Raw genomic sequence first — 22,538 nt, forward strand, 5'->3', positions numbered from 1 at the left:
TTTTATCCTTTACTCGATCTTCGTTATATCAAATTTTCCAAGCTTTGCTACCCTTTCGCTTTTTAATATCTTCTTAGCAAGACGCTGCGCCGGTCTTTCAACCAGGAACCACGACAACATTCCAAATACAGTGGTAGCACAGGCACAGATTACAAAATACACATTCAAAGTAAGCTGATATTCCCACAAAATCTTCACAATAACCTGCTGAATGACAAATCCGTACAGGTACAATCCATATGAAAAATCATTTTTTGAAAAACACTTCACAAACTTCGGTTCCTCCGCAAAAGCAAAAGAAAAAATGAAATATGGCAGCACCACAAACACCATAATCTCTGACTTCAGACTTGAAAAATTCATCATCTCCGCTATACACAGAATTCCAATTGCAAGCTGTAGATTCAGATACTTCTTCACTTTGGAAGACAGAAATACAATTCCCAGGAAAAAATATGGGATAATGGACAGTGCAGATACCATATCTGTCCCGTAAATCACATAAAAGGCATCCGGACGGAACTTACCAATCGCCAGATTCGCAATCTCCAGAACAACCGCAAGCACTCCCGCTATCACCACTTTGTTCCCCTTCCTAAACAAAAGAAAAATAACCGGCACCGCTACATACATCATCACCTCGACCGGAAGGGTCCACAGGGAACCATTAATCGCATTCGGATAAGGGTTTGCCTCAAATACTCCCGGTAAAAAGTACTGCACGTACAATGCAATATTTTTCAAATATGACCATGTCATACCGTTTGCAAAATACTCGGATACCGGCAGAACGGTGAATACCGGACCCACCACAAATACCGCAAAGAGTACCACTCCTATTAATCCGGGAATAATACGGAAGATCCGACGCACAGCATATCTGAAAATATTACTGTCATTTAAAAAGCTCTGTGCAATCAGATAACCACTGATCAGGAAAAATATTTTCACTCCTATTGTAGAAACAGCCTGTCCTAAAAACAGGCTTACATCTACGGCAATCAAATGACACATATGACCCAGTACAACCATCATAGCTGCCACAAACCGTATAATATTAAAGTTATTTTTTCTGCTATCTGCTATCACTCTATTATCCTTTCTTTATCCCTTTTCTATTCACTGCAGTTTTTCATAATTGCAACAAATCCGGCTGAATTCTCATACAGGATTTCAATGTCATCTCCCTTGAATGCCATAAGATTATCCAGATCCTCTTCCTGATTGTATAGATACACAAAAGGAATCTCCTTCTCCAGATCATCCCGGGTCTCCAGCATAGATTCATAGTATGCTTCCAGATCCACGCTGTCTCCCTTTATTTTCAATTTCTTTTTTGCAGACTCAGAATATAATGGCAGATCTTTTTTCTCCTGATCCGACAAAGTTATCCATGCTACAAAATCACTGCCACTGATACGCTGGGTAACAGCCCTGAAAACATTCACGTCATAATCCTGTCCACATACGATTATTGCTTTTTCATCCTGAAACTCGTCATAACAATACTCATACAGGTCCAGCTTATCCCGGGAATAATCCGTCACACCCCCGGCCAGCTGCTGATTCGTAACGTAAATATCAAAATAGTACTGGCTCTTACTTACCGGCGCAAATAATATATTTTTTGCCTGGATTTTTTCTTCCACATGGAAAATGGTCATGAAAGCCAGAAGTCCGTACACAGCCAACTGCATTGCTACGTACTGCCAGTGTTTCTCAAGCAATTCTGCAATTCCGCAAAACGCAAGATAAAAAACGATTGCGGAAGCAAAAAAGTAATTTTTAAAATAATAATAGGAAGATACCTCTCCCTTCAAGCCCCCGTATCCCAGAATCAGCATGAAGCCAATCAGAAATATGGAATAGCTTATCATCAGATTATCTTCTCTGTTTTTCACGATCAGATAGATTCCAAACAGAGCAAAGGGAAGCCAGAAAATAAAATTCGAAAATAAATCTCTGTATATTCCACCTTCCATTGCCAGTCCGCCTCCTATGGACTGACCAACATTGGTGGATCCAAACTGAGCAATCAGACTGTAAATAATCACCAGAATACATGGGATCAAAAATATTTTCAGGTTATCCACAATAAAAGTCACAAACCATTTACTGTTCTCTCTGCGGTTTTTCCAGATTCCGGATGAAACTGCCAGACACACTGCCATAAACACTACCGGTGCAAACATGCTGTAACAGATTCCAACTCCATAGCATCCCAGTGAGAGCAAAAGAATGGACAGGTTTTTATCCATATCATTCCTAAAGTAGAACTGAATCACCCATGCAAGATAGATGATCAGGATAATGGATATCCCCAGATAGTTAAATCCATACACCAGATTGTTATGCGGATATCCCATCATATAAATAATCGTTATACCGACAGCCAGTCCCCACTTTCCCCTGGTATTCGCCTTATCTGCCAGCAATGCATAAAAAACAGCACCTGCAAGGTAGAACATCAGAATATCCGAAAGGATAAATACACGATAAAGCTGTGTTGCCTTAAAGAAATTTTCAAAAATCTCCAAAAACAGCGCATTGTTCAACGGTGCAAAAAACATGCTCTTGACCGACTGTGATTTCACAACCTCCAACGCCATACGGTAATGTGTACAGCCGTCTGACGCTATATAATTCATATTCAACCCGGGACCAAACTGACACAAAGCCGCATAGATGACCGGAACCATGAGTATAATCAGCGCGATCCCGTCCCGTTTCCGCCAGGAATATTGCTGACGTTTTCCAGATCTGATAATCCGAAACCAAATAAATCCACCCGACAGGATATCTGCTGCCCCGATACTCCAGATATTGAGGGGAATTCTGACCATATTCAGAATAGCCCCCGCAAAACCATGAAAACACAACACAACAATAAAGGACATGATCCCCCAGACTACCCCATTTTGTTTTTCTTCTGTTTTATTTACACAAATAATAGAGCTGTAAAGTGCCAGAAAGCATAAGCAAAACCAGATCATCCCCATTATTGACTCCTCCATCTCTTATTTTCGTAATATCTTCTTGCCGACGATCTTAACCGCCTTCTTCGTCTTTTGAACTACATTGGCATCATACTGCATTGCCAGATAATTGTGCATATCTTCGGTGATCTCATCACTGAACATTCCTGTGATGACCACTTTTTTAATCACCTGCTTTTTCCGGAAACGAATAATGACCTGCGGATCCGGATGGAAGAAGAAGATCCTGTTCCCAGCTTTAAAACCATTTGTGCTGACACCATTTGTCCTCTTTACGATCACTCTGCCATCTGCCGTATAAATCTCAATTCTCAGGTTTTCCAGGTAAATATTTCCAAATTCATACGGATCCCAGCGGATGCTGGATATTTCTCCTAAAGATTCAAAATCGAGGAATTCATAATGAAGACTTGGTAGTTCCACACGGCTGCCGGTTCTGGAAACACATTTTTCTGTATATCCATATCCATTATCATAATAGAGAGGAGTCATCACACCCTTTATATTCTTCTTTCCGCCAAACAATCCCGGCTGCTTGTCCTGAAGACGGATCAGCTCATCCGCATAGCGCTCCGGCAGCAATAACGGCTTCTTCCGGAATCTGTTCTGAATCTTCTTCCGATTATCATCCCACTCCTTCTGCGTGTGCAGAGAATGAGAATTTTCCGAATTCTTCCAGAGACGATAAATACTGGTAGGCTCCTTTATATCTGCAACTCCGCAGATACTTGCAACACGCATCAGGAAATCCCAGTCCTCTGTCGTATCCAGAGTCTCATCAAATCTGAAATGCATTTTTCTAAAAGGATACAGTGGGAATGCGAGTCCCAGTACCGGGCAGTAATTTCCATTCAATTCACTGATCCAGTTGAAATCCTTACAGAATTGACTCTGCGGTGAACCGCATGCCCGCAGCACATTTTCTCCGGTCGGCATCTGGATAGAAGCCCAATCCTGTGCAATCACATAAGCATGGAGCACACTTCCCGGACATTCCTCTGCCTTTTCTTTAAAAGAAGATACCCAGTTATCAAACACGATATCATCATCATCCAGAATAACTGCATATTCTCCTAAAGCCGCTTCAAATCCACGGTTTATCGGAGTGGATCTGTTGCCGCCTTCTACCGGAATAAATCTTATTTTTTCTCTCAGATAATCCGGTGTTTCTTCGATTATTTCTTCAACAGTACCGCGTTCTTCGCTGTTCAGATTATGTCCCATCACCAGAACTTCAAAGTCCATACAGGATTGTCCATTCAGTGAGAGAAATGTCTCGCTGAGTGCCTCCGGTCTGCGTCCCTGTGTTCTCGTTATAATAGATAAGAAAGGATGTTCTTTTGTACTGTCCGCCACAATATCTGTTTTTTCCGCCCTATATGCCTGCACCAGATACTTTGCATCCAGTTTTGCCCCTACATACTCATCCAGCCACGTCAGGTAGTGATGTATCATACTGCCTTCTGCCAGAAATGAATGCCCACTTTTTTCATCTTTGACCTCTGACAGCAGACTTTCTTCTGCAACCAGCGTAAATCCGGATTTCTGCATAAGCTCAGAAACCCCTGCACCTGTATATCCGTGAATATCCAAATGAGAAGTTTCCTGACCGGACAGCAGTTTGAAAACAGTCTGTCTGTCCACCGGATTTTCCACACAAATAATCAATGCCACATCCATCTCCGCCATTTTCTGACGCAGACTCTGAGACATAAATTTCTCCTGTTCTTCCAGAATCTTTTTATCTGCTATAATGCCTTTCACCCCGGAATGATTTTCCAGAAAGCTTTCCACATCATTAAAGCAAAGCTTCTCAGTCCTGATGGAATCACCAAAACCATCCTCCGGAAGATCAGCAATATTTATTATTGTCCCTTCTTCTATTCCCAGTGTTTTTAAAACACTCTGAATATTCTTCATCACATTTTCCATAATTTCTTCCTCTGATAATTCTACATAACAAAGCGATGCTTTGCATATTCTCCGTCTATGAATGTCGCTATCTTATGATCCTTATCCAGCTTCTCTGGTAATCTTCCCGATTTCTGACGGTTCCTAAATTCCTGTGCTGCCTTATTAAACACTTCATCTTTACTGCGCTTAAAATCCCAGAGCAGTTTTTTGAGTCTGTCCTCCTGTGACCATTTATATGCCATCATCAAGGCAGCCTCTGCCGAATAATATCTCTCTGCCGCTGTCGGCTGCCATGCTCCGCTTACAGACAGACGTTTTGCATGATATACCACAGCATTCGGTCTGTAACAAAGCCTGTAACCCGCCATTCTGATTCTCCATGAAAAATCCACGTCATCACAGTACATAAAAAATGATGCCTCATCAAATCCGTGTACCTCTCTGTAAACATGTGTAGGGAAGATCACACAGGCAGTTGTTGACCAGCTGGTATGAAAAGAATGTACACTGTACTCCTTCGGATGCTCGATCGGTGTCTGTCTCGCTTCTGTAAGTCCTACTTTTTTATCTTCAAAAGGCTTTAACATCTCAATAAAGAATCTTGGTGTTACCAGAACATCCGGATTCATGACCATAATATAGTCCATTTTGCACTCTTTTGCCAGACGGTTATGACCTTTTGCCGTTCCTGTATTTTCATGAAAAAAATTACACCTGATATCATTTAACTGTGGATACTTTTCTTTGAGCTTACTCATCTCGTCATCTGAAAATACCGGTTCCCTGGAAGCATCACCATAATAGAATTCACACTCCAGCGGTCCCTGTTTTTTCTGATAAACGGATATTGCATTAGCCACGTTTGCAATGGCTTTCTCAATTGCTTCCGGATCATTATGATATAAAACTGACTGTATCTGTATACTGATCTTTTCCATTTTTCTCTCCTATTTTGCAACAATTTCCTTCAGAACGGAAACTGCATGTTCAACTTCCTGATTGCCCTTCGCATTCATGATAATAGCAGAAATCTTTTTTGTATCTCCATAGACGATCGGGGAATCATAGCTTCTCTCCGGAAATACACCATACTGCGGACGTATTGCAAGATTACGTTCCGCAATAAACTCTTCCACCTTGTTCTTAAGAGATACCGGATTTCCTGTACAGCAATTAATCACACCGGATACTTCATCCTGTATCACTGTTAAGGCAATCTCTCTTGCCATATTTTCAATCGTAATAAAATCATACTGGTTTGTTCCCAGATTCAGAGGGAAAAACTCTTTTCCTTCCTTCTCTGCTTCCAGGATTTTGGTAAAGATAGAGTGATTTTTCAAATCATCTCCCATGATATAGTATCCCCGCAGCCACTGGAAACAGAACTTTTCCTGCTCACTTAAAAGCTGAAGAGACTGACGCAGGGCATTCTTCGCAATACCATACAGACTCTTGGGATTACAGCCTGTATTCTCATCAATTGCTCCCTCATGATATCCAACCTCATGCATGGATCCCAAAGCGGCAAACTGACGCAGACCGCCCTCCACCATATTTTTCGCAAACACATAATGATCATAGAGATATTCCATATGTGCATTGCTGTTATGAACAAAACCATCTCTCCATGCCAGATGAAGACATACATCCGGTTCTCCAAGATCCGTATAAATGGATTCTTTTCCATTGAATATGTCATACTGCAGTGATTCTGCTCTTTCATCGATCCCCTCTGTACGGATATCGACCGCTGTAACACTCATTCCAAAATCCAGTAATGTTGATACCACATATCTTCCAATATAACCACCTGCACCTGTTACCAAAATTTTCTTAGAATTCATACCTGTCCTCCTTTTATCCTAACTAAAGAATTTGTACAACATCTTAATAAACACTATAATATAAATTGCAAAGCAGAACACCACAACGAAGGTCTCCCAGTCAAACACATGTGTCACCTCTCGCATCACAAGGGTTCCTTCTGTTTTAACACCATTCTGCTCCATGGTCGTATTCTCTTCCGTTGAAACAGTCTTATACAGGGAAATACTGTTTTCACCGACATTTTCTGCTTTTGCTTCAAATGTATAATCTTTTCCCTGACAATTCTCTATCGTATCAAATTCAAACATATTAAATTTTCCGCTTTTCAAATCAGAAAGTGCAATTTGGCCTGTTCCCGCCTCATTTCCACTCTCATCATATAATGTATACAGAAAATCTCCACTGGATGCATCTCCATTAACAGTACATTTCAAGCTGACTGCCTTTATACTTTCTGTCTCTGCGCGGAAAGTCTGGGAAATACTGTCGCCGTCCGTCAGCTCTTCACTCAAAACATACTCTTCTATCGGTATATCCTCGTCATAAACCGGATACTTCTTATCAACAAAAGAGTATAAAATTATCAAAATGAGCATTATGATTATGCTCACACCATATTTCACTTTCTTACCCATCTGCACACCTCTTACTACGACTGCTGATACAAATCACAAATTTCCTGCACATCCCCGTACATTTTCAAATGTCCGGCCTCAATCCATGCTGCCTTCTCACAGATCATTTTCACCTGTTCAATACTGTGAGATACAAAAAGAACCGTCGTATCCTGTGTCATCATCTTCTTAATTCGTTCTTCACATTTCTGCTGAAAACGGAAATCTCCTACTGCCAGTACTTCATCCACGATCAGCACATCCGGTTTACCAATTGTAGCAATAGCAAATGCTATACGTGAGATCATACCGGATGAAAAATTCTTAATTGGTACATCCATAAAATCCTGAAGTTCAGAAAACGCAACAATATCATCATAGTACTGCTCCATTTCTTTTCTGGAATAACCCAGTATCGCTCCATTCAGGAAAACATTCTCTCTCGCTGTAAGATCCATATCGAAGCCGGCTCCCAGTTCAATCAGCGGAGCCATACTGCCCTTTACGGTAACCTTTCCGGTCGTAGGCTTTAAAACGCCCGCAATCGTCTTCAGCAGTGTACTTTTACCGCATCCGTTCAGACCGATCAGTCCTACCGAACTTCCGCGCTCAATCTCCAGATTAATATGCTGCAATGCCCAGAACTCATCGTAGGCAATCTTGCCTTTTGCCTTTCTAATTAAAAAATCCTTTAAATTATCCACTTTTTCCCGTGCAAGATTAAAACGTATTGAAACATCTTCCACACTAATAATTACATCTTTCATGATATACTCCTACAAATTCAAAATAAACTCATCCTGTTTCTTCCAGAATACATAAGCTCCAAGCACACAAATCAATATAGATTCGGCTGCTGCAACAAAAAATGAACCAAAGCTTGGAAGCGTATTATACATATACAAATTACGGAACATCATTACAATATTTGTAATAGGGTTCAGCATTACCAGCATTTTAATCTTCTCCGGCAGTATGGACATCGGATAAATAACCGGTGTTAAATACAAAAGTGCCGTTGTGAAAACAGAATAAAGATGAATAATATCCCTGAATTTCACCGCCATAGACGCAAGAATCATGCTTACTCCCAGTGAGAACATAACCAGGAAAATCAATGGTACGATTACAAGGAGCAAAGTCACATGTAACTCCATTCTCATAACAAGTGTCACACAGATCAGGGCTGTAAATGATGCCATCAGATTAATGGAACAGGAGAGCACCTTTGAAATAACAAAAAGATATTTGGGAATATATATCTTTTTAATCAAAGCAGCACTTCCGATAATCGATGTCATAGAACTGGTAGTACAATCCACAAAAAAGTTAAAAATAACCTGTCCACTCAAGAGATACAACGGAAAATTTTCTACATCAAATCTAAAAATATTAGAAAATACAACCGACAGAACTATCATCATAAATAAAGGGTTCAGCAACGTCCACAAAACCCCTAAAATCGACTTTCTGTATTTGATTTTAATATCTCTCGCCACCAATTCCTGCAAAAGTGGTATAAACCGCAAAAAATTTTGAATATAAGTTGACACAATAATCCTCCAGACCTAAATACATTTTCTCTATCATTATAACATTGAATATTATAACTATCAAGAACTCCCATTTCAACCAAAAATATCAGAACTTCTCATCATTCTTCTTATCTGCTTCCTTTTTTTCGTAAAGAGCCAGCTCCTGCGCAAGCTGTTTGATACGAATTGACATTCTGGAAATTGCCACCGTCAACACGAATATGATCATCAGCGAAAAGCAGAATCCAAAAAAGAAGAGCATATTGACCGGACTGGCAATTCCAACTTGTACTGCAAGCCATTTCATAAGATTCGGGAAGATGTCCAGAATCAATATACCTACTCCTACGATCAGCCAGGCCAAAGCATATCTGAGCTCAAGCCTTTTTCTTCTTATCATATTTATGATCACGCACAATGCAGTAATTATGATTACCGCAACAATGATCTGTATTCTTATCTTCATCATACTCGCACCTCTAATATTTTCTGATTCTTTCTATAAGAATGGCCAATGTAACTTTTATCATATAATAAACCGATTTCTTCAATGAAATTGATGAGACTCCTCCTTCTCTCTCTTTCATGATCACGGGAATTTCCTCAATCTTCATCCCTCTTCTCAAAACCGCCACAACTGTCTCCGGTTCCGGATAGTCTCTTGGATAATCGGCTGCAAATACCTGCATGACATTTCTTCCTATCATTCTGAGCCCTGATGTGGGATCTGTAATTTTATGTCCGGTAAGAAGGAAAATTAATTTTGAAAAGAAAACAATTCCAACCCGCCGAAGCCTTGATGATTGAAATCCCTGTTTTTCAATAAACCGGGAACCAATGACCATGTCCAAATGATTATCCATCAAATGCTTTGCCATCGTATCCAGAAATTCCGGATCATGCTGTCCATCACCGTCCACCTGCACCGCAACGTCGTATCCATATTCTAACGCATATTTATATCCGGTCTGAACAGCCCCCCCAATACCGAGATTAATGGGAAGATTTACGATATTATATCCTTTTTCCTCACAGATCTCCCTTGTATGGTCTACCGAACAGTCATTGATGATCACATAGTCAAATCCTGCTGCGTTCTTCTGAATAGCCGTTACTGTCTTTTCTATATTGCTTTCCTCATTATATGCGGGAATAATAATTAATTTTTTCATAACCTATATTATTTTGCAGTCTGTTCCAATTCGTTAGACTGCTGTCCTTTCGAATACTGTCTTAGTAATAACCGCGCAAACCACTCCGGCCAGAATTTACAGAACATCTCCAACTCTTCCGCCGTTCTTTTATTATCACCGATTGCCGCCGTAGTCTCCGAATCCTCATGAATCCTGTGTCCCATTATCAGCCTGGGAATATATACGAACTCGCCTTTTAATCCGGACAGCTTTTCCCATGCTTCCCAGTCTTCACATGCCCGGTAATGATTCTCGAAAATAACTTCCGGAAGATTATTCGTCACAAAAGTAACCGATGGACAACAGATTGGTGACCCAAATGAAAGAATTCTTCGTCTTACCCACCTGGATCTCTGAAGTCCTCTGATGCGAAGCGGAAGAAGCATCAGCCTTTTTATATTCAATATTTTATTTTTCAGAATTCTCTGCCCATCCCGTATTTCATAATAATCACCAAATATTATAAGAGGATGTTCTGCCTGCTTCGCTGATCTGAGGACCGCCGAAAGATAGCCTTTTTCATATACATCATCCTGGTGTGCGATGGTGATATAATCACTGTGACACTTTTCCTTTGCACACTTATAACCGAAATTCCAATCCTCTGTTATTCCTCCCTTTCCCTCATTTACAAAGTACCGAATCTGATATTTCTCTGCAATTCCTTCAATGTAGGGATTAGGTGTTGATGTAATGATCAGAATATTCTCTTTTTTTGTTTGTCGAATCAGTGAATTCACGCATTCCTCCAAATATGGACTTTCCTTGTATGCGCAGATCACAAAAGTATGTTTATGCATTTTTCCATCCATTTCTTTAATTTAGTCAATCAAAACTCTTCATGCTCTGAATCATGCGTTCAAACGAATCCCGCAAATCTACTTCCGCTTTCCAGCCGAGTTCTTCTATTTTCGCAGTATCCAGAGCAATTTTAATCGTCGGTCCGTAACCCAGCTTTGACACATCTTCTGCAATATCAAAAACAACTTTAATCTTATCCTTTGCAATATCATGAGCAACCAGCTTTGCCATTTCACAAATACTGATTCCTGTTGCTTTGTTTGCAATATTATAAGCTTCACAGTCTCTGCCTTTCAGGAGAACGCACAGAATTCCCATAACTGCATCTCTGATGTAACAGTAATTTCTGTATGTTTCCCCCTTTGTTTTCAACACGATGTCTTTTTCTTCTATTGCACATCTTGCAAACTGTGCAAATACCCTGTTATCCCCATAGGACACTCCCGGTCCGAAAGTCTGGGACAATCTCGCTATCTTTACAGGAACATTATACTCATTTCCATAGGATATACAGAGACACTCTGCCATCCGCTTTCCCTCAGAATAGCTGCTTCTCGGAACAAGCTGGTCAATATAACCGTACTCATCCTCCCGGATACTCATTTTATCCGGATCTGTAACGCCATACACTTCCAGTGATGAGAGGTATACCATACTTTCTACTTTTTTGTTCCTTGCAAATTTCAGCACATTATCCGTTCCGTTCATTCCCGTCAGTATTGTTTCTACGGGATAATCTACGAAATCCCTGGAGCTGGTCATACTGGCTCCATGTATAATATAGTCTATATCATCTTCGATATCAATATCCGCCTGAATATCCCCTGTTACTGTATGCACAAAACCTGTACAGTCTCTAAATAATTTTTCCGCTTTTCCTATATTCCGCACCAATGCATATATGCGGATTTCTCCATCATACAGCTGGTTATATTTATCCAGTGCAAATACAATCTGTGAACCGATAAGACCCGATGCCCCGGTAATCAGTACTGCCTTATTCCGAAGCCTGTCCCAGGCAATGTCAGCTGAATTTGCAATATATTCTATATCTTCCAATAAAATGTGATCCATTTTTTCTCCATTCTAAATGCCAAATATCTGTGAATTTTCCATGGCATCAATTAATGCCCTGAAAATGTAAAAATCTGAAGGGGTCGTAATCTTGATATTCTCCGGTCCCCCCTCTACTGTATAAAGAGAATACCCATAGTCACTCATCATCGTTGCAGAATCAATCTTATCATGAATGTTATCAGCAATTGCTTTCCTGTGTGCCGCATAGATATCCTTTAAAAAATAACCCTGAGGCGCCTTCGCCATACGGCATCTGCTTCGTTCCACACTTGTATAAACCTGATTATCATCCGCTGTAAGCATTACTGTTTCCGTAACCGGGGCAACCGTCACTGCAGATCCATGCTCCTCCACACATCTGATATTGGCTGTGATAAGTTCCTCGTTGATCAGCGGCCTTACTCCGTCATGTATCAGTACGACTGAATCTTCCGGACAGTTTTCATGTATCACCTGAAGCCCGTTATAAATTGAATCCTGTCCCGTAGCGCCTCCCGGAACAATCCATTTCACTTTCTCAATACAGTTTTTCTTCAAAATCAATTTCAGATAATCTATCCATTCTTCAATACAGACAACCGCAATGGCATCAATCTCCGGATGTTTTTCAAAATGTTCGATTGTATAAATGATAATCTCCTTACCGTGGAGCTCCAGAAATTGTTTTGGTCTTGATTTTGAATTCATTCTTTTGCCGGAACCTCCGGCAAAAATCAATGCAACATTCATACTCCATCCTCCATCCCATCAGGCATTTTCAATAGTCAGTACATCTTCATTGCTGTTATACGCTTCAATCACTGAACTGATTGCCAGTGCAATTTCATCGTCCAGATAGGTTCCTTTTACGCCCGTTTCAACCGAACGCAGGAATTCCAGAATCTCATAACGGATTCCTTCACCATCCAACTGATAAAAATATCTCTTATTCTGTTCCGGATTTTCATACCTTACTTCAAAATAATCTGTTTTCCACCATGGTGCCGGAACATAAATATATCCTTTTGTTCCTGTAATTACAAGTATTCCTTCTGATTTAACACCTTTTCCGACTTTAATTGAACCCACGGCATTCTGATATAAAAAATCAATTTTTGTAAATGCATCATACCTTTCAGCCTTTGATTCGATCCAGGAAACGATCCTCTTATTCAGATAGTTTGTTCCCAGCATCTGAAAAACCGGTAAAAGTGCAATCGGTCCCCAATCAGACAGACTTCCCCATCTCTGCTCTGCCCTGCTGTATTCTGTATCCTGTTCCCGCATACTTGTACAGGTTGCCTCGACAGAAACAACTTTGCCGATTACTCCGCCTTTCGCAAGAAGGCAAAGTCTGTGATATGCCGTAGCGTAAGCTGTCTTTATTGCTTCCATTAAAATTAGTTTTTTCTCTTCAGCCAGATTCATAAGGTATCTGCAATCACTTTCCGTCTCTGCGACCGGTGATTCACACAGCACATGCTTTCCTTTCAGCAGTGCTCGCTTCACTAAGCCTGCACGCTCCTTTGGATTTGAAACCACATATACTGCATCTGATTTATTCAACAGTTCTTCATACTCAGTTTTCTCATAACCATTGCATACACCTGTGACCTCTGCACCATTTACATACCGGACCTCTGCGACAAACTTGTCCACCATTGCCGATTCTCCGACAATTCCTATACGAAAAACATGATTGCGGCTGCGCAGTTCAGAACTGGATACTCCTTCTGTACGCGGAAGATATACGACCTGGCAGTATTCCTTCAGATAATCAAATTTCCCTTCCCAGTCTGAACCGATAGCAAAAATATCCACTCCATATCTTCTGATGTCATCAATTTTCTGCCCCTGATACTCTTCGACAATAATCTCATCTGCAAGCCCGGTCTCACGCACTGCTTCTATTCTTTCAATCAGAGACTGCTTTCCATTAATCTTTCCACGGGTCTTATCAAAATCATCTGCCGTAACGCCGACGATTAAATAATCTCCCAGTGCCCTGGCTCTTTCCAACAGTCGTATATGTCCGTAATGCAGTAAATCGTAGGTACCGTAAGTAATTACTTTCTTCATATAACTCTCCTAAGCATCGATTTCATAAAATGCATCTAAGAAAATCTTCATTGCTTCACATGAACCAATTGAGACACGTATATATTTCTTCAACAACGGGTTCCCATAGGGGTGCACAAGAACTTTCTTCTTGTCAGCCAGTCTGTCGGAAACTTCTTTTGCGTCATGATTTGGCTTCACAAAAATAAAATTCCCTCTGCAGTCACGACACTCATAACCATGTTCCCTGAGGCTGTCCAGTGTATACTTTTTTCCCCTGTTTTCAATATCGATCATCTGTTCAATAATATCCGGATTATCGATTAATCTTTCGGCAAACAAAAGTGCAATGGAATTTGCATCAAAAGTCAGTCTTCCTTTTTTTACATAGTTTATAATCTCCGGATTACTGATGATAACTCCCAATCTGCATGCTGCTAAAGACATTAATTTCGAAAATGTCCTCAGAACAACTACATTTTCTTCATTCAATGCATATCTGAGAAAAGTATTTGGGTAAAAATAGTGATATGCTTCATCAATAATAACAATGGCACCAACTTCTTTTGCCCGTTCTATTACCTGTTCCAGCTCTTCCTCTGAATAAACATTTCCGACCGGATTATTGGGGTTCAGCAATACTATGATTCTGGTATCCGAAGTAATTGCCGCAAGAATTTTATCTATGCAGATTGTCAGATCTTCTTCATAGGATACCGGGACATGTTTCAGACCAAGGATACTGCAATTCACCCAGTACATTTCAAAGGATGGCGATACCGTAACCACTTCTTTTCCAACTTCACCAAAAGTTTCCAGCAAATAACGAATTGCCATATCAGATCCATTGGTAGTGAGCACGTTTTCGTACTCTGCCCCAATATAGTCAGCATATTTTTGAAGAAACCGGTCCGGTTCCGGGTAAACTGACAAAAACTCCGGTGTGATTTCTTTTAACACAGAATCCACGAATTCTTTTGGCAACCCTTCCGGATTTTCATTCATATCATAACGATAATAATCATATCTGCCCTGTCCCGGAAAAACTCTTTGTGTGTTTTTTATATGTTCATTCACGTAATACTTCATATCAATTCTCCCTTTTTGGAAACTTCAATTCATATGGATAATGATTTTTTCTTTTTTCTTCCGGCGGAAGTTTCATATAATCCCCATACATTCCCGTCAGATTATCGTGAAGATTATGTGGGAAATTCAGCATAATGTCTTCATACGGCAATTTCTGCAGTGGGAAAATATCTTTCACATAATACGTGTTCATATATGGACTTGTATCACATAAAAAATTCAATTTCTTTGTTGTTTTATAATGATTAAATCTTGTTTCCGCCTCATAGGCTTTCTTATAAATCCAAAGTTTCGGCACATGGCACACGGATAAAACCAGATGTATCATCCCACAAACTGCATGTACTGCTTTTGCTTTCCATCCGGAAAATCCCAGCATCGGAAACGGAATGCTGCGAAGAATAAGCAGTTTACTCCAAAACCATGCATCCCGCGCCTGCTTTTTCGCCTCTTTCGGGTTATCGCTCACCTTATCATAAGGATATATATCAAGGAAAATACCCATTGGAGCCTTAATGTTTTTGAGTGCTTCCTCTTTAAACCGGGTTCCCCGAAGTGTCATTCTTGTTGTCATCAACGGATAATTCGGATAGCGCTCCGTATTCATGATCAGATATTTATCTCCCATCTCTTCTTCCACATAGGTGATGAGCTTTTCAAAATCTTCTCTTGGAAGAGCAATATCAATATCGTCATCCCATGGAATAAATCCCTGGTGACGAAGAGCTCCGATACCCGTGCCTGCAATTCCAAAATAGGTCAGATTATGACGTTCACAAATATCAATAAAATCCTTCAGGATACCCAATTCTGTTTTCTGAATCCTGCGTAATGTTTTTTCATCATATTCTCTGTACTGCTTTTTCTTTTTCATCTTATTCTATCTCTCCAAACTCAAGCTCTACCGGGCAATGATTTGTACGTTTCTCTACCGGAGGGAGCTTCATATAATCACCCATATGCTGCCTCAATTGTTCATCGTAGTTCTTAAGAAGCCTGATTTCCGTATCTTCAAACGGATACCTGACTGTTGGATATGCATTACTTTTTTGGATATCCATAATATGTGATCCCGGGTCAAACAAACAGGTATACTTATCCGACCTGCCACGCCAGGAAGTAGCACAGTGGAGAAATCTCCGATAAAGAATTTCATCGCTCTTTGGAAGAAGCCTGAGCCCGATGCGCATAAATCCACAGATAATATTTTTTATTTTCTGCTTCATCGGCTGTCCATGCAGAAGCCTGAAAAAGTTAATATTCCGAATTCTGTAGAGCACTGTATACCGCCGGCATTTTTTTATAATTTTATCCGCTTTTTTCTGTTCCTGCGGAATGCTGTCATATATAAATAAATCCATCAAAATGCCTGGTCTGAAGCCTGCTGCTGCTGCATATTCATTCACAAACACTGTACCGCGGCGCATCAGTGTCGGCTGCAGATTATAGTATTTGTGTGGCTGATCCGGTCCCCATAATTCATACTTTTCAGAGAACACTTTATCCTTTTTCATAGCTCTTACAAATCGATGATAATCCTCTCTCAGAAGCGCAATATCAATATCATCATCCCACGGGATAAATCCCTGATGTCTGACAGCACCTATTGCTGTTCCTGCTATTGCAAAATACTCAATTCCGTTCCTGTCACACAGTTCCATAAAATCTTTAAGCATATTCAGTTCTGCCTGATGAAGCTGTTCCAAAACCTCTGGTTCATACTCTCCGTACATAATTACTCCTTTTAATCCGATGCAGTACTGCCGCATTCTTACACTTTTTTAAAACGAAATTTTGCCAGCAGGCCGGTACCCTTATCAATAAGAATAATCAGCCTTTTATATTTTCTCTCATAAAAATACTTCATCGTAATATATACCCGAAGATTATCCTTCCGGACTGACGCTAATGTTTTCTTCGGAATATTTTTATCAAAAACAGGATGATTCCTCATTCGATTGAGATATGATGCTTTTTCACTCAAAGTCATATCACATGTTTGAATACACATATAATCAATGATCGGATACACATATGAATTGATCAGAAATTCATTTTTCATTCTGTTTGTTACTTTTTTATGGCAGATCTCAGAATAAAATTTATACTCCAGATTCATGTTGATCATATTTTTTTCCAGATAATCCCTCTGAAAATTTCTGGACGTACTGCGGCTTTCCCTCTGTGTCCACGAATAATACTCTTTGGAATTAAATCCAAGTTTCTCACAATGCATCAGAAACTGCAGATTAAAATTCAGATCCTCTGAACCGTACTTAAAACGTTCATCGAATCGAATATGATTTTTTTCAATTATTTCCCGACGATAAAATGCTGTCCAGATCGTATCTTCCCGCCTGATATTTCGATAGAATTTATAAAAATCTTTTCTTTCAATAAACATATCCTGAATACGGGTATGTATCTCCCATATACGCCCGTCATCTTTTTCCAGACGCTTGATCTTGGCATATCTCATCAAATCCACATTATGCTTCTTTGCCAGTTCATAATTATCCCGGATCAAATGCGGCAGATAAATGTCATCATTGTCGCAAAAGCCGACATACTCTCCTTCTGCCACCTCCAGGCCTGCATTTCTTGCAGAGCAAATGCCTCCGTTTGATTTATGCACAACTTTTACATTTGGGTACTTCTTTGCATATTCATCACAGATAGTTCCACTGTTATCCGGACTTCCATCATCCACCATAATCAGTTCAAAATCTTCAAAATCCTGATTCAACACACTGTCTACTGCCTTTTTCAGATATTTTTCCGAATTGTAAACCGGCATTATTATACTGACTTTTCGTCTGTTATCCACAATATATTTCTCCTATCTTTATCTTAACGTCTTTTCTTATATATTTTCTCAATCAGACTGCCAAAACAGCTGTTAATTGGCCGATACAATCTCATGGAAGTCAGGATTACTTTTACTATTTTCCCCGGTGACTTTTTAAGGCTGTACTCCTTTTTAAAATAGTAACTGCCATTGCCACCAGACATTTCTATCAGATATCCCGCTTTTGCACAGAATTTCCCGTAAATATCCGGCCTTTTTCCAAACTCATGCATATATTTTTTTTCCATCAATCTCAATGCCTTAACAGCTTTTCTTCCGTCAGATGTTATGCTGTTCTCAACAACATAGCAGTCTACAAGTGCTTCATCGATAAAATAGACTTTTTTTTGCTTCAGTAAAACCTGAATGATAAAATCCCAATCCTGAAACCGTGGAAACACAGGATCAAAACATACATCCTGAAATAAACTTTTTTTCGCAACGATTGTCTGTGTACTTACACAATTCTGCCACATAACCCGTCCAAGCTTGTCGCTCTCCTGATTCAGATTATATACCGGCAGACGACTTCTGATGATCTTTCCTTTTTTTTCTTCTTCTCTCATAAGAGCAGAAAATACCATATCGGCATCCTCTCTCTTCAAATAATAAAGCGACTTTTCCAGTTTATCCGCATGCCAGAAATCGTCACTGTCCTGAAAGGCAATAAATTCACCCTGCGCATTCTCTATACCGATATTTCTGGCAGCACACGCTCCTCCATTCTTCTCACAGATAATCAGACGAATCCTGTCATCATCTATATTTTTTACAATCTCCACCGAGCGATCGGTAGAGCAGTCATCCACAATGATAAGCTCGAAATCCTGACAGGTCTGTTCCAGAATACTTTCCACAGCCATCTTTATTGTTTTCTCTCTGTTATACATTGGAATAATAATAGATACCAGCATACCTTTACACTCCTTCTTCTAATTCATTTATCAGGATTTCCAGAGAACGAATCTGGTTTTCCAGCCAGAACATAATTTTATTTCTTCTTTTTCTATTAATTGAATTTGTAGCCACATCCTCCAGATGCTTTATCATTAACTCCGGATTATATACGATTTTTAAATTTCTTTTCCGGCATCTCAGATACAGCAGCTCTTCTTCTTTATACAAAAAAGTGCGCGGATCAAAAGCTTCCTCATAATGCTGTGCATACTGCGGTGAGAAAATAATGCAGCATCCATGAAGCACAACATCTTCTCTTCTCTGATCCAGATGTTCGAATAACTGATACTGTCTGTATGGGGATTTTTTTTCTTTTCCAAATATTCTGCGCACCTGATTTCTCAGAAGCTTAAATGCAACATAAGGATAATTCAGATGCCACTTCATAGCCAGATAATCCTTTTTATGCATCTTTAACTCATTTCGAAAATGCTCCGCATCCGGAAAGCGATAATACAATAAATTAATCTTTCCATTTTTTAAAATAATCTGAGGTCCCATGATGCTGAAGCTGCTTCGTGCATATTCCTTTTTAACTACTGCAAAAAAATCTTTCTGAATCACCAGGGTATCATTGTTAAGTACACATACAAAACTGCAGTTCAATACCTCTTTACAGTAACGGTATCCAATATTATTTCCATTTGCAAATCCCAGGTTCTCTTTATTCCTGATAACCGTTATCCTGTCAGAATTCTTATATTTTTCTGCCAGTTTCCTGCCGGTGCCGTTCGGTGAAGCATTGTCAACAATAACGATATGATATTTTTCCGTATCTATATTGTGTCTGATTGATTCTGCACAGTCTATGGTTTCTTTTATCGTATTATAATGAAGTATTACAAATCCTATTGATTCACTCAAAATTTCATCCCCTTCACCAAAGAACTATAGTCTTTTTATATAAAAGCGGAATAATTCCTTCTTTGCCGTCTCTGTAGTTGAAAAGCCCCTGCCATCATACAAGGGAACTTCTCTCTTCGCATTTCTGTTTCTCAGAATATAAACCGGTATATACCAGAGCAGTTTTTTAAGTCTTCTCAAATGCTGCTTAATCCCTATGGAATCGCAGACCATGTGGTTATCCCTGAAATAATTCATAACATTCCGGTTGTAATCCACAATAAACGGACCTGCGGGTCCGACAGCCTTCAATGAAATATGTGCATCTACATTCGTCACATTCAAACTTCGGATTGCATTGACATCCACCTGCCGATAATTCGGTTTATTCGTTTTCCTGATAATTACAAGCCTGGTTCCATCCTTTGCAAACATCATATTATGTGGCAGAGTACCGGCAATGCACGCAATTGTATCCGCCTGTCTTAGCATTGCTATCTGCTCTGACAAGGAGTGCTTCTCCGGAGCTACGATTAAATAATTATTTCTTTGAAATAATTCTTCAATTTCTCCCTCACCAATCTCCAGAGGCACGCGAAGATTCAACTGCCGCCTGGTAAAATAGATTTTCCTGCCTTTATACAGATCCGGCTTTTCAAAATTCACCAGTGCATTCTCCGCTACCCTGTCAAATATTTCTTTATATTTCTGATTACAGCTTATTCCCGGCTTATGAGAACACTCCGGAATAATCACCTTCCTGAACCTTGTCGGCTTATCCACTCTGATCAGCTGTTCTGTTTTAATTCCCAGCAAATGAAGGAATTCCAGGTAAACTCCTTCCATCTCCATCTGAGAATCATACACAATTCTGCAGGAGGTCTCTTTGTCCATAACATACCACATTCTTGATACCATATCCATCAGAAAGTGACCCCAGTGTTTCCAGAATCTTCCAAAATATACTACTTCTTCATCAATCATTGCAGGCTTCTCCTCCGGTTCATAGGAGCCCCCCCACTGGTCAACCGGAGAAATGGCATCAAAACCTGATAATTCTATATACTCACCATTTTCGTTTACAACACCTGCTCTTTTCTCGCCATTCACAACTTTATACGGCAGAACAGTGCCATTTTCAACGATTTCAACCCTTAACTCCCTGTCTTCGCAGATTGTCATCTGATCCATAGCTTTATAATTTTCCAAAAACAGCTCGTCCATATATTTATAATTGAATGCATCCATAGCTTTTTCCTCACAGTTCTTTCATTCACTCGATGTTATGATACCACATAACAGGAAACATGTACAATAAACTTATCATTAACCCCGCTTTATCTTTCTTTTGAATCGCTCAATAAATCCTTTCATAAATGTACATAAATACGGGTCTTTCATTAACAGCAGTATACCGAAATATCCCAAAGCACTGATACCTACCGTCGCTGTAAGCCGAAACAGAGTTCCAATGACCAGATGATCAACTGCAGCCCGTACTGCAAAAAAACCAGCACTCAAAACCAAATATATTGGAAGACAACTATACAGGCTTTTCATTTCAAACACCTGACGGGAATACCATGAAAGAACGATAAATACCACAACCTCTGATCCAAGAGTCGCTATCGCCGCACCATTGACTCCAAATAACGGTATCAGCACCGCATTGGCAATCAGATTAAATACCGCTCCTAAAATAGTTGAGACCAGGACCTCTTTGTCTTTTTTATAAGGTGTACACACCTGATAAGCCAGAATCCGGTTAATAGCTGCAACCACTACTTTTGCTGACAATATCTTTGCTGCCAGGCTTCCCCCTATGAATTCTGCCCCGCTGAACAACAGGATCAGGATATCACTGGTGCACATCATACCAATAGATGCCGGAATTGCTATCATCAGCAGCATGTTGACGGATGTTTTCATCAACTGTTCATATTCCTTTTTCAGACCATTTCCTATATAATATGACACTCTTGGAAGGATCGTCGAAGAAACGGTTCCAATCAGGGTACTGACTACCAGATTAATTTTCACCGCCGCCGTATAGATACCGGTTGCCGTATCCCCCTTCATTGCCCCAAGCATAGTTGTATCCATCGTCATATAAATACTGGAAGCAACACTGGTTCCGAAAATCAGAAGAATCGGTCTGAGATGTCTTCGGTATTCATAATCATATTTCTTCTTCCAATCAATAAACTTTCTGGAATGCCACAAATTTAATATTGCCGATCCTCCCGAAGAGATGACTGTTAAAGCTGCATACCAGCAGTAATCTTCTTTACTTCTCACCAGAAGAAAAAGCAGAACCAATGAGACCAGCTGAAACAGAACGGCTCTTTTGGTAATATATGCATACTCCTCATTAATAATAAACAGCCATTCCATACCGATAGTAGCAAATATAATTCCTGCACTGAAAATGATTAAAAGCGGTTTGTATCCTCTAAGCACAGGAAAACACAAAAACACTGCAAACGCAACATACGCCGCAAATGTTGTACACAGATTAATCCGGAGCATTTCTTTTGAAAATTTGTTAAATTTATCCTGATTATCTCTGATTCTTGCGCCTTCACGGACAGCATATGTGCTGATTCCCAGTGCGGCAAACAAAGAAAAATAAGAGATAATAGAATTAGCATAATTCACCTTTCCTATTCCCGATGCCCCCAATACTCTGGAAGCATACGGAAATGTAATCAGTGGAAAAAGTACACTCATCAGTGTCTTAATTCCATTTGCTATCAGATTCACTGTTATTGATTTTTGTTTTGTTTTATTCTTTTCCATTTAATCAC

General features: G+C 39.8%; 22 protein-coding genes. All 22 read right to left on the bottom strand.

The window, feature by feature from the left end; genetic code table 11:
• Nucleotides 1–9 precede the first annotated feature (9 nt).
• The 22 genes from ACQRCC_RS04020 to ACQRCC_RS04125 all read right to left on the bottom strand — a co-directional run bounded on the left by ACQRCC_RS04020 (nucleotide 10) and on the right by ACQRCC_RS04125 (nucleotide 22,530).
• The gene (locus tag ACQRCC_RS04020) at nucleotides 10–1,089 is read right to left on the bottom strand and encodes an acyltransferase family protein (RefSeq protein ID WP_427849509.1); all 1,080 of its coding nucleotides are present in this window, start codon (nucleotides 1,087–1,089) and stop codon (nucleotides 10–12) included.
• Between the two features lie 26 nt (nucleotides 1,090–1,115).
• The gene (locus ACQRCC_RS04025; RefSeq protein ID WP_427849510.1) at nucleotides 1,116–2,999 is read right to left on the bottom strand and encodes a hypothetical protein; all 1,884 of its coding nucleotides are present in this window, start codon (nucleotides 2,997–2,999) and stop codon (nucleotides 1,116–1,118) included.
• An 18-nt stretch (nucleotides 3,000–3,017) separates the two neighbouring features.
• Complete coding sequence (locus ACQRCC_RS04030) at nucleotides 3,018–4,928, bottom strand: glycosyltransferase family 2 protein (RefSeq protein WP_427849511.1); 1,911 nt, start codon at nucleotides 4,926–4,928, stop codon at nucleotides 3,018–3,020.
• 20 nt (nucleotides 4,929–4,948) lie between these two features.
• On the bottom strand, nucleotides 4,949–5,848 hold the full coding sequence (locus ACQRCC_RS04035) for a glycosyltransferase (RefSeq protein WP_427849512.1): 900 nt from the start codon (nucleotides 5,846–5,848) through the stop codon (nucleotides 4,949–4,951).
• A gap of 9 nt (nucleotides 5,849–5,857) precedes the next feature.
• Nucleotides 5,858–6,754: an NAD-dependent epimerase/dehydratase family protein gene (locus ACQRCC_RS04040; protein ID WP_427849513.1), complete on the bottom strand. Its 897-nt coding sequence runs from the start codon at nucleotides 6,752–6,754 to the stop codon at nucleotides 5,858–5,860.
• A gap of 18 nt (nucleotides 6,755–6,772) precedes the next feature.
• A complete protein-coding gene (locus ACQRCC_RS04045; protein WP_427849514.1) occupies nucleotides 6,773–7,372 on the bottom strand; it encodes a hypothetical protein in 600 nt (199 codons plus the stop codon).
• 14 nt (nucleotides 7,373–7,386) lie between these two features.
• The gene (locus ACQRCC_RS04050) at nucleotides 7,387–8,121 is read right to left on the bottom strand and encodes an ABC transporter ATP-binding protein (protein WP_427849564.1); all 735 of its coding nucleotides are present in this window, start codon (nucleotides 8,119–8,121) and stop codon (nucleotides 7,387–7,389) included.
• A 6-nt stretch (nucleotides 8,122–8,127) separates the two neighbouring features.
• On the bottom strand, nucleotides 8,128–8,904 hold the full coding sequence (locus ACQRCC_RS04055) for an ABC transporter permease (RefSeq protein WP_427849515.1): 777 nt from the start codon (nucleotides 8,902–8,904) through the stop codon (nucleotides 8,128–8,130).
• An 88-nt stretch (nucleotides 8,905–8,992) separates the two neighbouring features.
• A complete protein-coding gene (locus ACQRCC_RS04060) occupies nucleotides 8,993–9,355 on the bottom strand; it encodes a DUF2304 domain-containing protein (protein WP_427849516.1) in 363 nt (120 codons plus the stop codon).
• Between the two features lie 10 nt (nucleotides 9,356–9,365).
• A complete protein-coding gene (locus ACQRCC_RS04065; RefSeq protein ID WP_427849517.1) occupies nucleotides 9,366–10,058 on the bottom strand; it encodes a glycosyltransferase family 2 protein in 693 nt (230 codons plus the stop codon).
• An 8-nt stretch (nucleotides 10,059–10,066) separates the two neighbouring features.
• Nucleotides 10,067–10,891: a glycosyltransferase family 2 protein gene (locus tag ACQRCC_RS04070; protein WP_427849518.1), complete on the bottom strand. Its 825-nt coding sequence runs from the start codon at nucleotides 10,889–10,891 to the stop codon at nucleotides 10,067–10,069.
• Between the two features lie 13 nt (nucleotides 10,892–10,904).
• Nucleotides 10,905–11,954 carry an NAD-dependent epimerase/dehydratase family protein gene (locus tag ACQRCC_RS04075; protein ID WP_427849519.1) on the bottom strand — a complete coding sequence of 350 codons (1,050 nt, stop codon included), beginning with the start codon at nucleotides 11,952–11,954 and terminating at the stop codon, nucleotides 10,905–10,907.
• A gap of 12 nt (nucleotides 11,955–11,966) precedes the next feature.
• Complete coding sequence (locus ACQRCC_RS04080; protein WP_427849520.1) at nucleotides 11,967–12,686, bottom strand: IspD/TarI family cytidylyltransferase; 720 nt, start codon at nucleotides 12,684–12,686, stop codon at nucleotides 11,967–11,969.
• 18 nt (nucleotides 12,687–12,704) lie between these two features.
• On the bottom strand, nucleotides 12,705–14,015 hold the full coding sequence (locus ACQRCC_RS04085) for an adenylyltransferase/cytidyltransferase family protein (protein ID WP_427849521.1): 1,311 nt from the start codon (nucleotides 14,013–14,015) through the stop codon (nucleotides 12,705–12,707).
• Nucleotides 14,016–14,024: 9 nt separating this feature from the next.
• Nucleotides 14,025–15,083, bottom strand: coding sequence for a pyridoxal phosphate-dependent aminotransferase (locus tag ACQRCC_RS04090; RefSeq protein ID WP_427849522.1), 1,059 nt, complete (start codon nucleotides 15,081–15,083; stop codon nucleotides 14,025–14,027).
• A gap of 1 nt (nucleotide 15,084) precedes the next feature.
• The gene (locus ACQRCC_RS04095; protein WP_427849523.1) at nucleotides 15,085–15,957 is read right to left on the bottom strand and encodes a LicD family protein; all 873 of its coding nucleotides are present in this window, start codon (nucleotides 15,955–15,957) and stop codon (nucleotides 15,085–15,087) included.
• A gap of 1 nt (nucleotide 15,958) precedes the next feature.
• Entirely contained in the window at nucleotides 15,959–16,816 is an 858-nt protein-coding gene (locus ACQRCC_RS04100; RefSeq protein WP_427849524.1) for a LicD family protein, read from the bottom strand.
• Nucleotides 16,817–16,854: 38 nt separating this feature from the next.
• The gene (locus ACQRCC_RS04105; protein WP_427849525.1) at nucleotides 16,855–17,910 is read right to left on the bottom strand and encodes a glycosyltransferase family 2 protein; all 1,056 of its coding nucleotides are present in this window, start codon (nucleotides 17,908–17,910) and stop codon (nucleotides 16,855–16,857) included.
• 23 nt (nucleotides 17,911–17,933) lie between these two features.
• Nucleotides 17,934–18,845, bottom strand: a complete 912-nt coding sequence (locus ACQRCC_RS04110) for a glycosyltransferase family 2 protein (RefSeq protein WP_427849526.1) — start codon at nucleotides 18,843–18,845, stop codon at nucleotides 17,934–17,936.
• A gap of 4 nt (nucleotides 18,846–18,849) precedes the next feature.
• A complete protein-coding gene (locus ACQRCC_RS04115; protein WP_427849527.1) occupies nucleotides 18,850–19,752 on the bottom strand; it encodes a glycosyltransferase family 2 protein in 903 nt (300 codons plus the stop codon).
• Between the two features lie 24 nt (nucleotides 19,753–19,776).
• Entirely contained in the window at nucleotides 19,777–20,979 is a 1,203-nt protein-coding gene (locus tag ACQRCC_RS04120) for a glycosyltransferase family 61 protein (protein ID WP_427849528.1), read from the bottom strand.
• 78 nt (nucleotides 20,980–21,057) lie between these two features.
• Nucleotides 21,058–22,530 carry a flippase gene (locus ACQRCC_RS04125; protein WP_427849529.1) on the bottom strand — a complete coding sequence of 491 codons (1,473 nt, stop codon included), beginning with the start codon at nucleotides 22,528–22,530 and terminating at the stop codon, nucleotides 21,058–21,060.
• Between the last annotated feature and the right edge of the window lie 8 nt (nucleotides 22,531–22,538).

The sequence above is a fragment of the Sporofaciens sp. SGI.106 genome (assembly GCF_050314255.1).
In the GTDB taxonomy this organism is placed as follows: Bacteria; Bacillota; Clostridia; order Lachnospirales; family Lachnospiraceae; genus Claveliimonas.

Bases quoted from the DNA above. Each gene is read 5' to 3' on its own strand.
- ACQRCC_RS04025 (WP_427849510.1), bottom strand. From the start codon at position 2,999: ATGGGGATGATCTGGTTTTGCTTATGCTTTCTGGCACTTTACAGCTCT.
- ACQRCC_RS04080 (WP_427849520.1), bottom strand. From the start codon at position 12,686: ATGAATGTTGCATTGATTTTTGCCGGAGGTTCCGGCAAAAGAATGAAT.
- ACQRCC_RS04110 (WP_427849526.1), bottom strand. From the start codon at position 18,845: ATGCTGGTATCTATTATTATTCCAATGTATAACAGAGAGAAAACAATA.
- ACQRCC_RS04120 (WP_427849528.1), bottom strand. From the start codon at position 20,979: ATGGATGCATTCAATTATAAATATATGGACGAGCTGTTTTTGGAAAAT.
- ACQRCC_RS04070 (WP_427849518.1), bottom strand. From the start codon at position 10,891: ATGGATGGAAAAATGCATAAACATACTTTTGTGATCTGCGCATACAAG.
- ACQRCC_RS04045 (WP_427849514.1), bottom strand. From the start codon at position 7,372: ATGGGTAAGAAAGTGAAATATGGTGTGAGCATAATCATAATGCTCATT.
- ACQRCC_RS04065 (WP_427849517.1), bottom strand. From the start codon at position 10,058: ATGAAAAAATTAATTATTATTCCCGCATATAATGAGGAAAGCAATATA.
- ACQRCC_RS04030 (WP_427849511.1), bottom strand. From the start codon at position 4,928: ATGGAAAATGTGATGAAGAATATTCAGAGTGTTTTAAAAACACTGGGA.
- ACQRCC_RS04090 (WP_427849522.1), bottom strand. From the start codon at position 15,083: ATGAAGTATTACGTGAATGAACATATAAAAAACACACAAAGAGTTTTT.
- ACQRCC_RS04035 (WP_427849512.1), bottom strand. From the start codon at position 5,848: ATGGAAAAGATCAGTATACAGATACAGTCAGTTTTATATCATAATGAT.
- ACQRCC_RS04040 (WP_427849513.1), bottom strand. From the start codon at position 6,754: ATGAATTCTAAGAAAATTTTGGTAACAGGTGCAGGTGGTTATATTGGA.
- ACQRCC_RS04100 (WP_427849524.1), bottom strand. From the start codon at position 16,816: ATGTACGGAGAGTATGAACCAGAGGTTTTGGAACAGCTTCATCAGGCA.
- ACQRCC_RS04095 (WP_427849523.1), bottom strand. From the start codon at position 15,957: ATGAAAAAGAAAAAGCAGTACAGAGAATATGATGAAAAAACATTACGC.
- ACQRCC_RS04125 (WP_427849529.1), bottom strand. From the start codon at position 22,530: ATGGAAAAGAATAAAACAAAACAAAAATCAATAACAGTGAATCTGATA.
- ACQRCC_RS04085 (WP_427849521.1), bottom strand. From the start codon at position 14,015: ATGAAGAAAGTAATTACTTACGGTACCTACGATTTACTGCATTACGGA.
- ACQRCC_RS04060 (WP_427849516.1), bottom strand. From the start codon at position 9,355: ATGATGAAGATAAGAATACAGATCATTGTTGCGGTAATCATAATTACT.
- ACQRCC_RS04075 (WP_427849519.1), bottom strand. From the start codon at position 11,954: ATGGATCACATTTTATTGGAAGATATAGAATATATTGCAAATTCAGCT.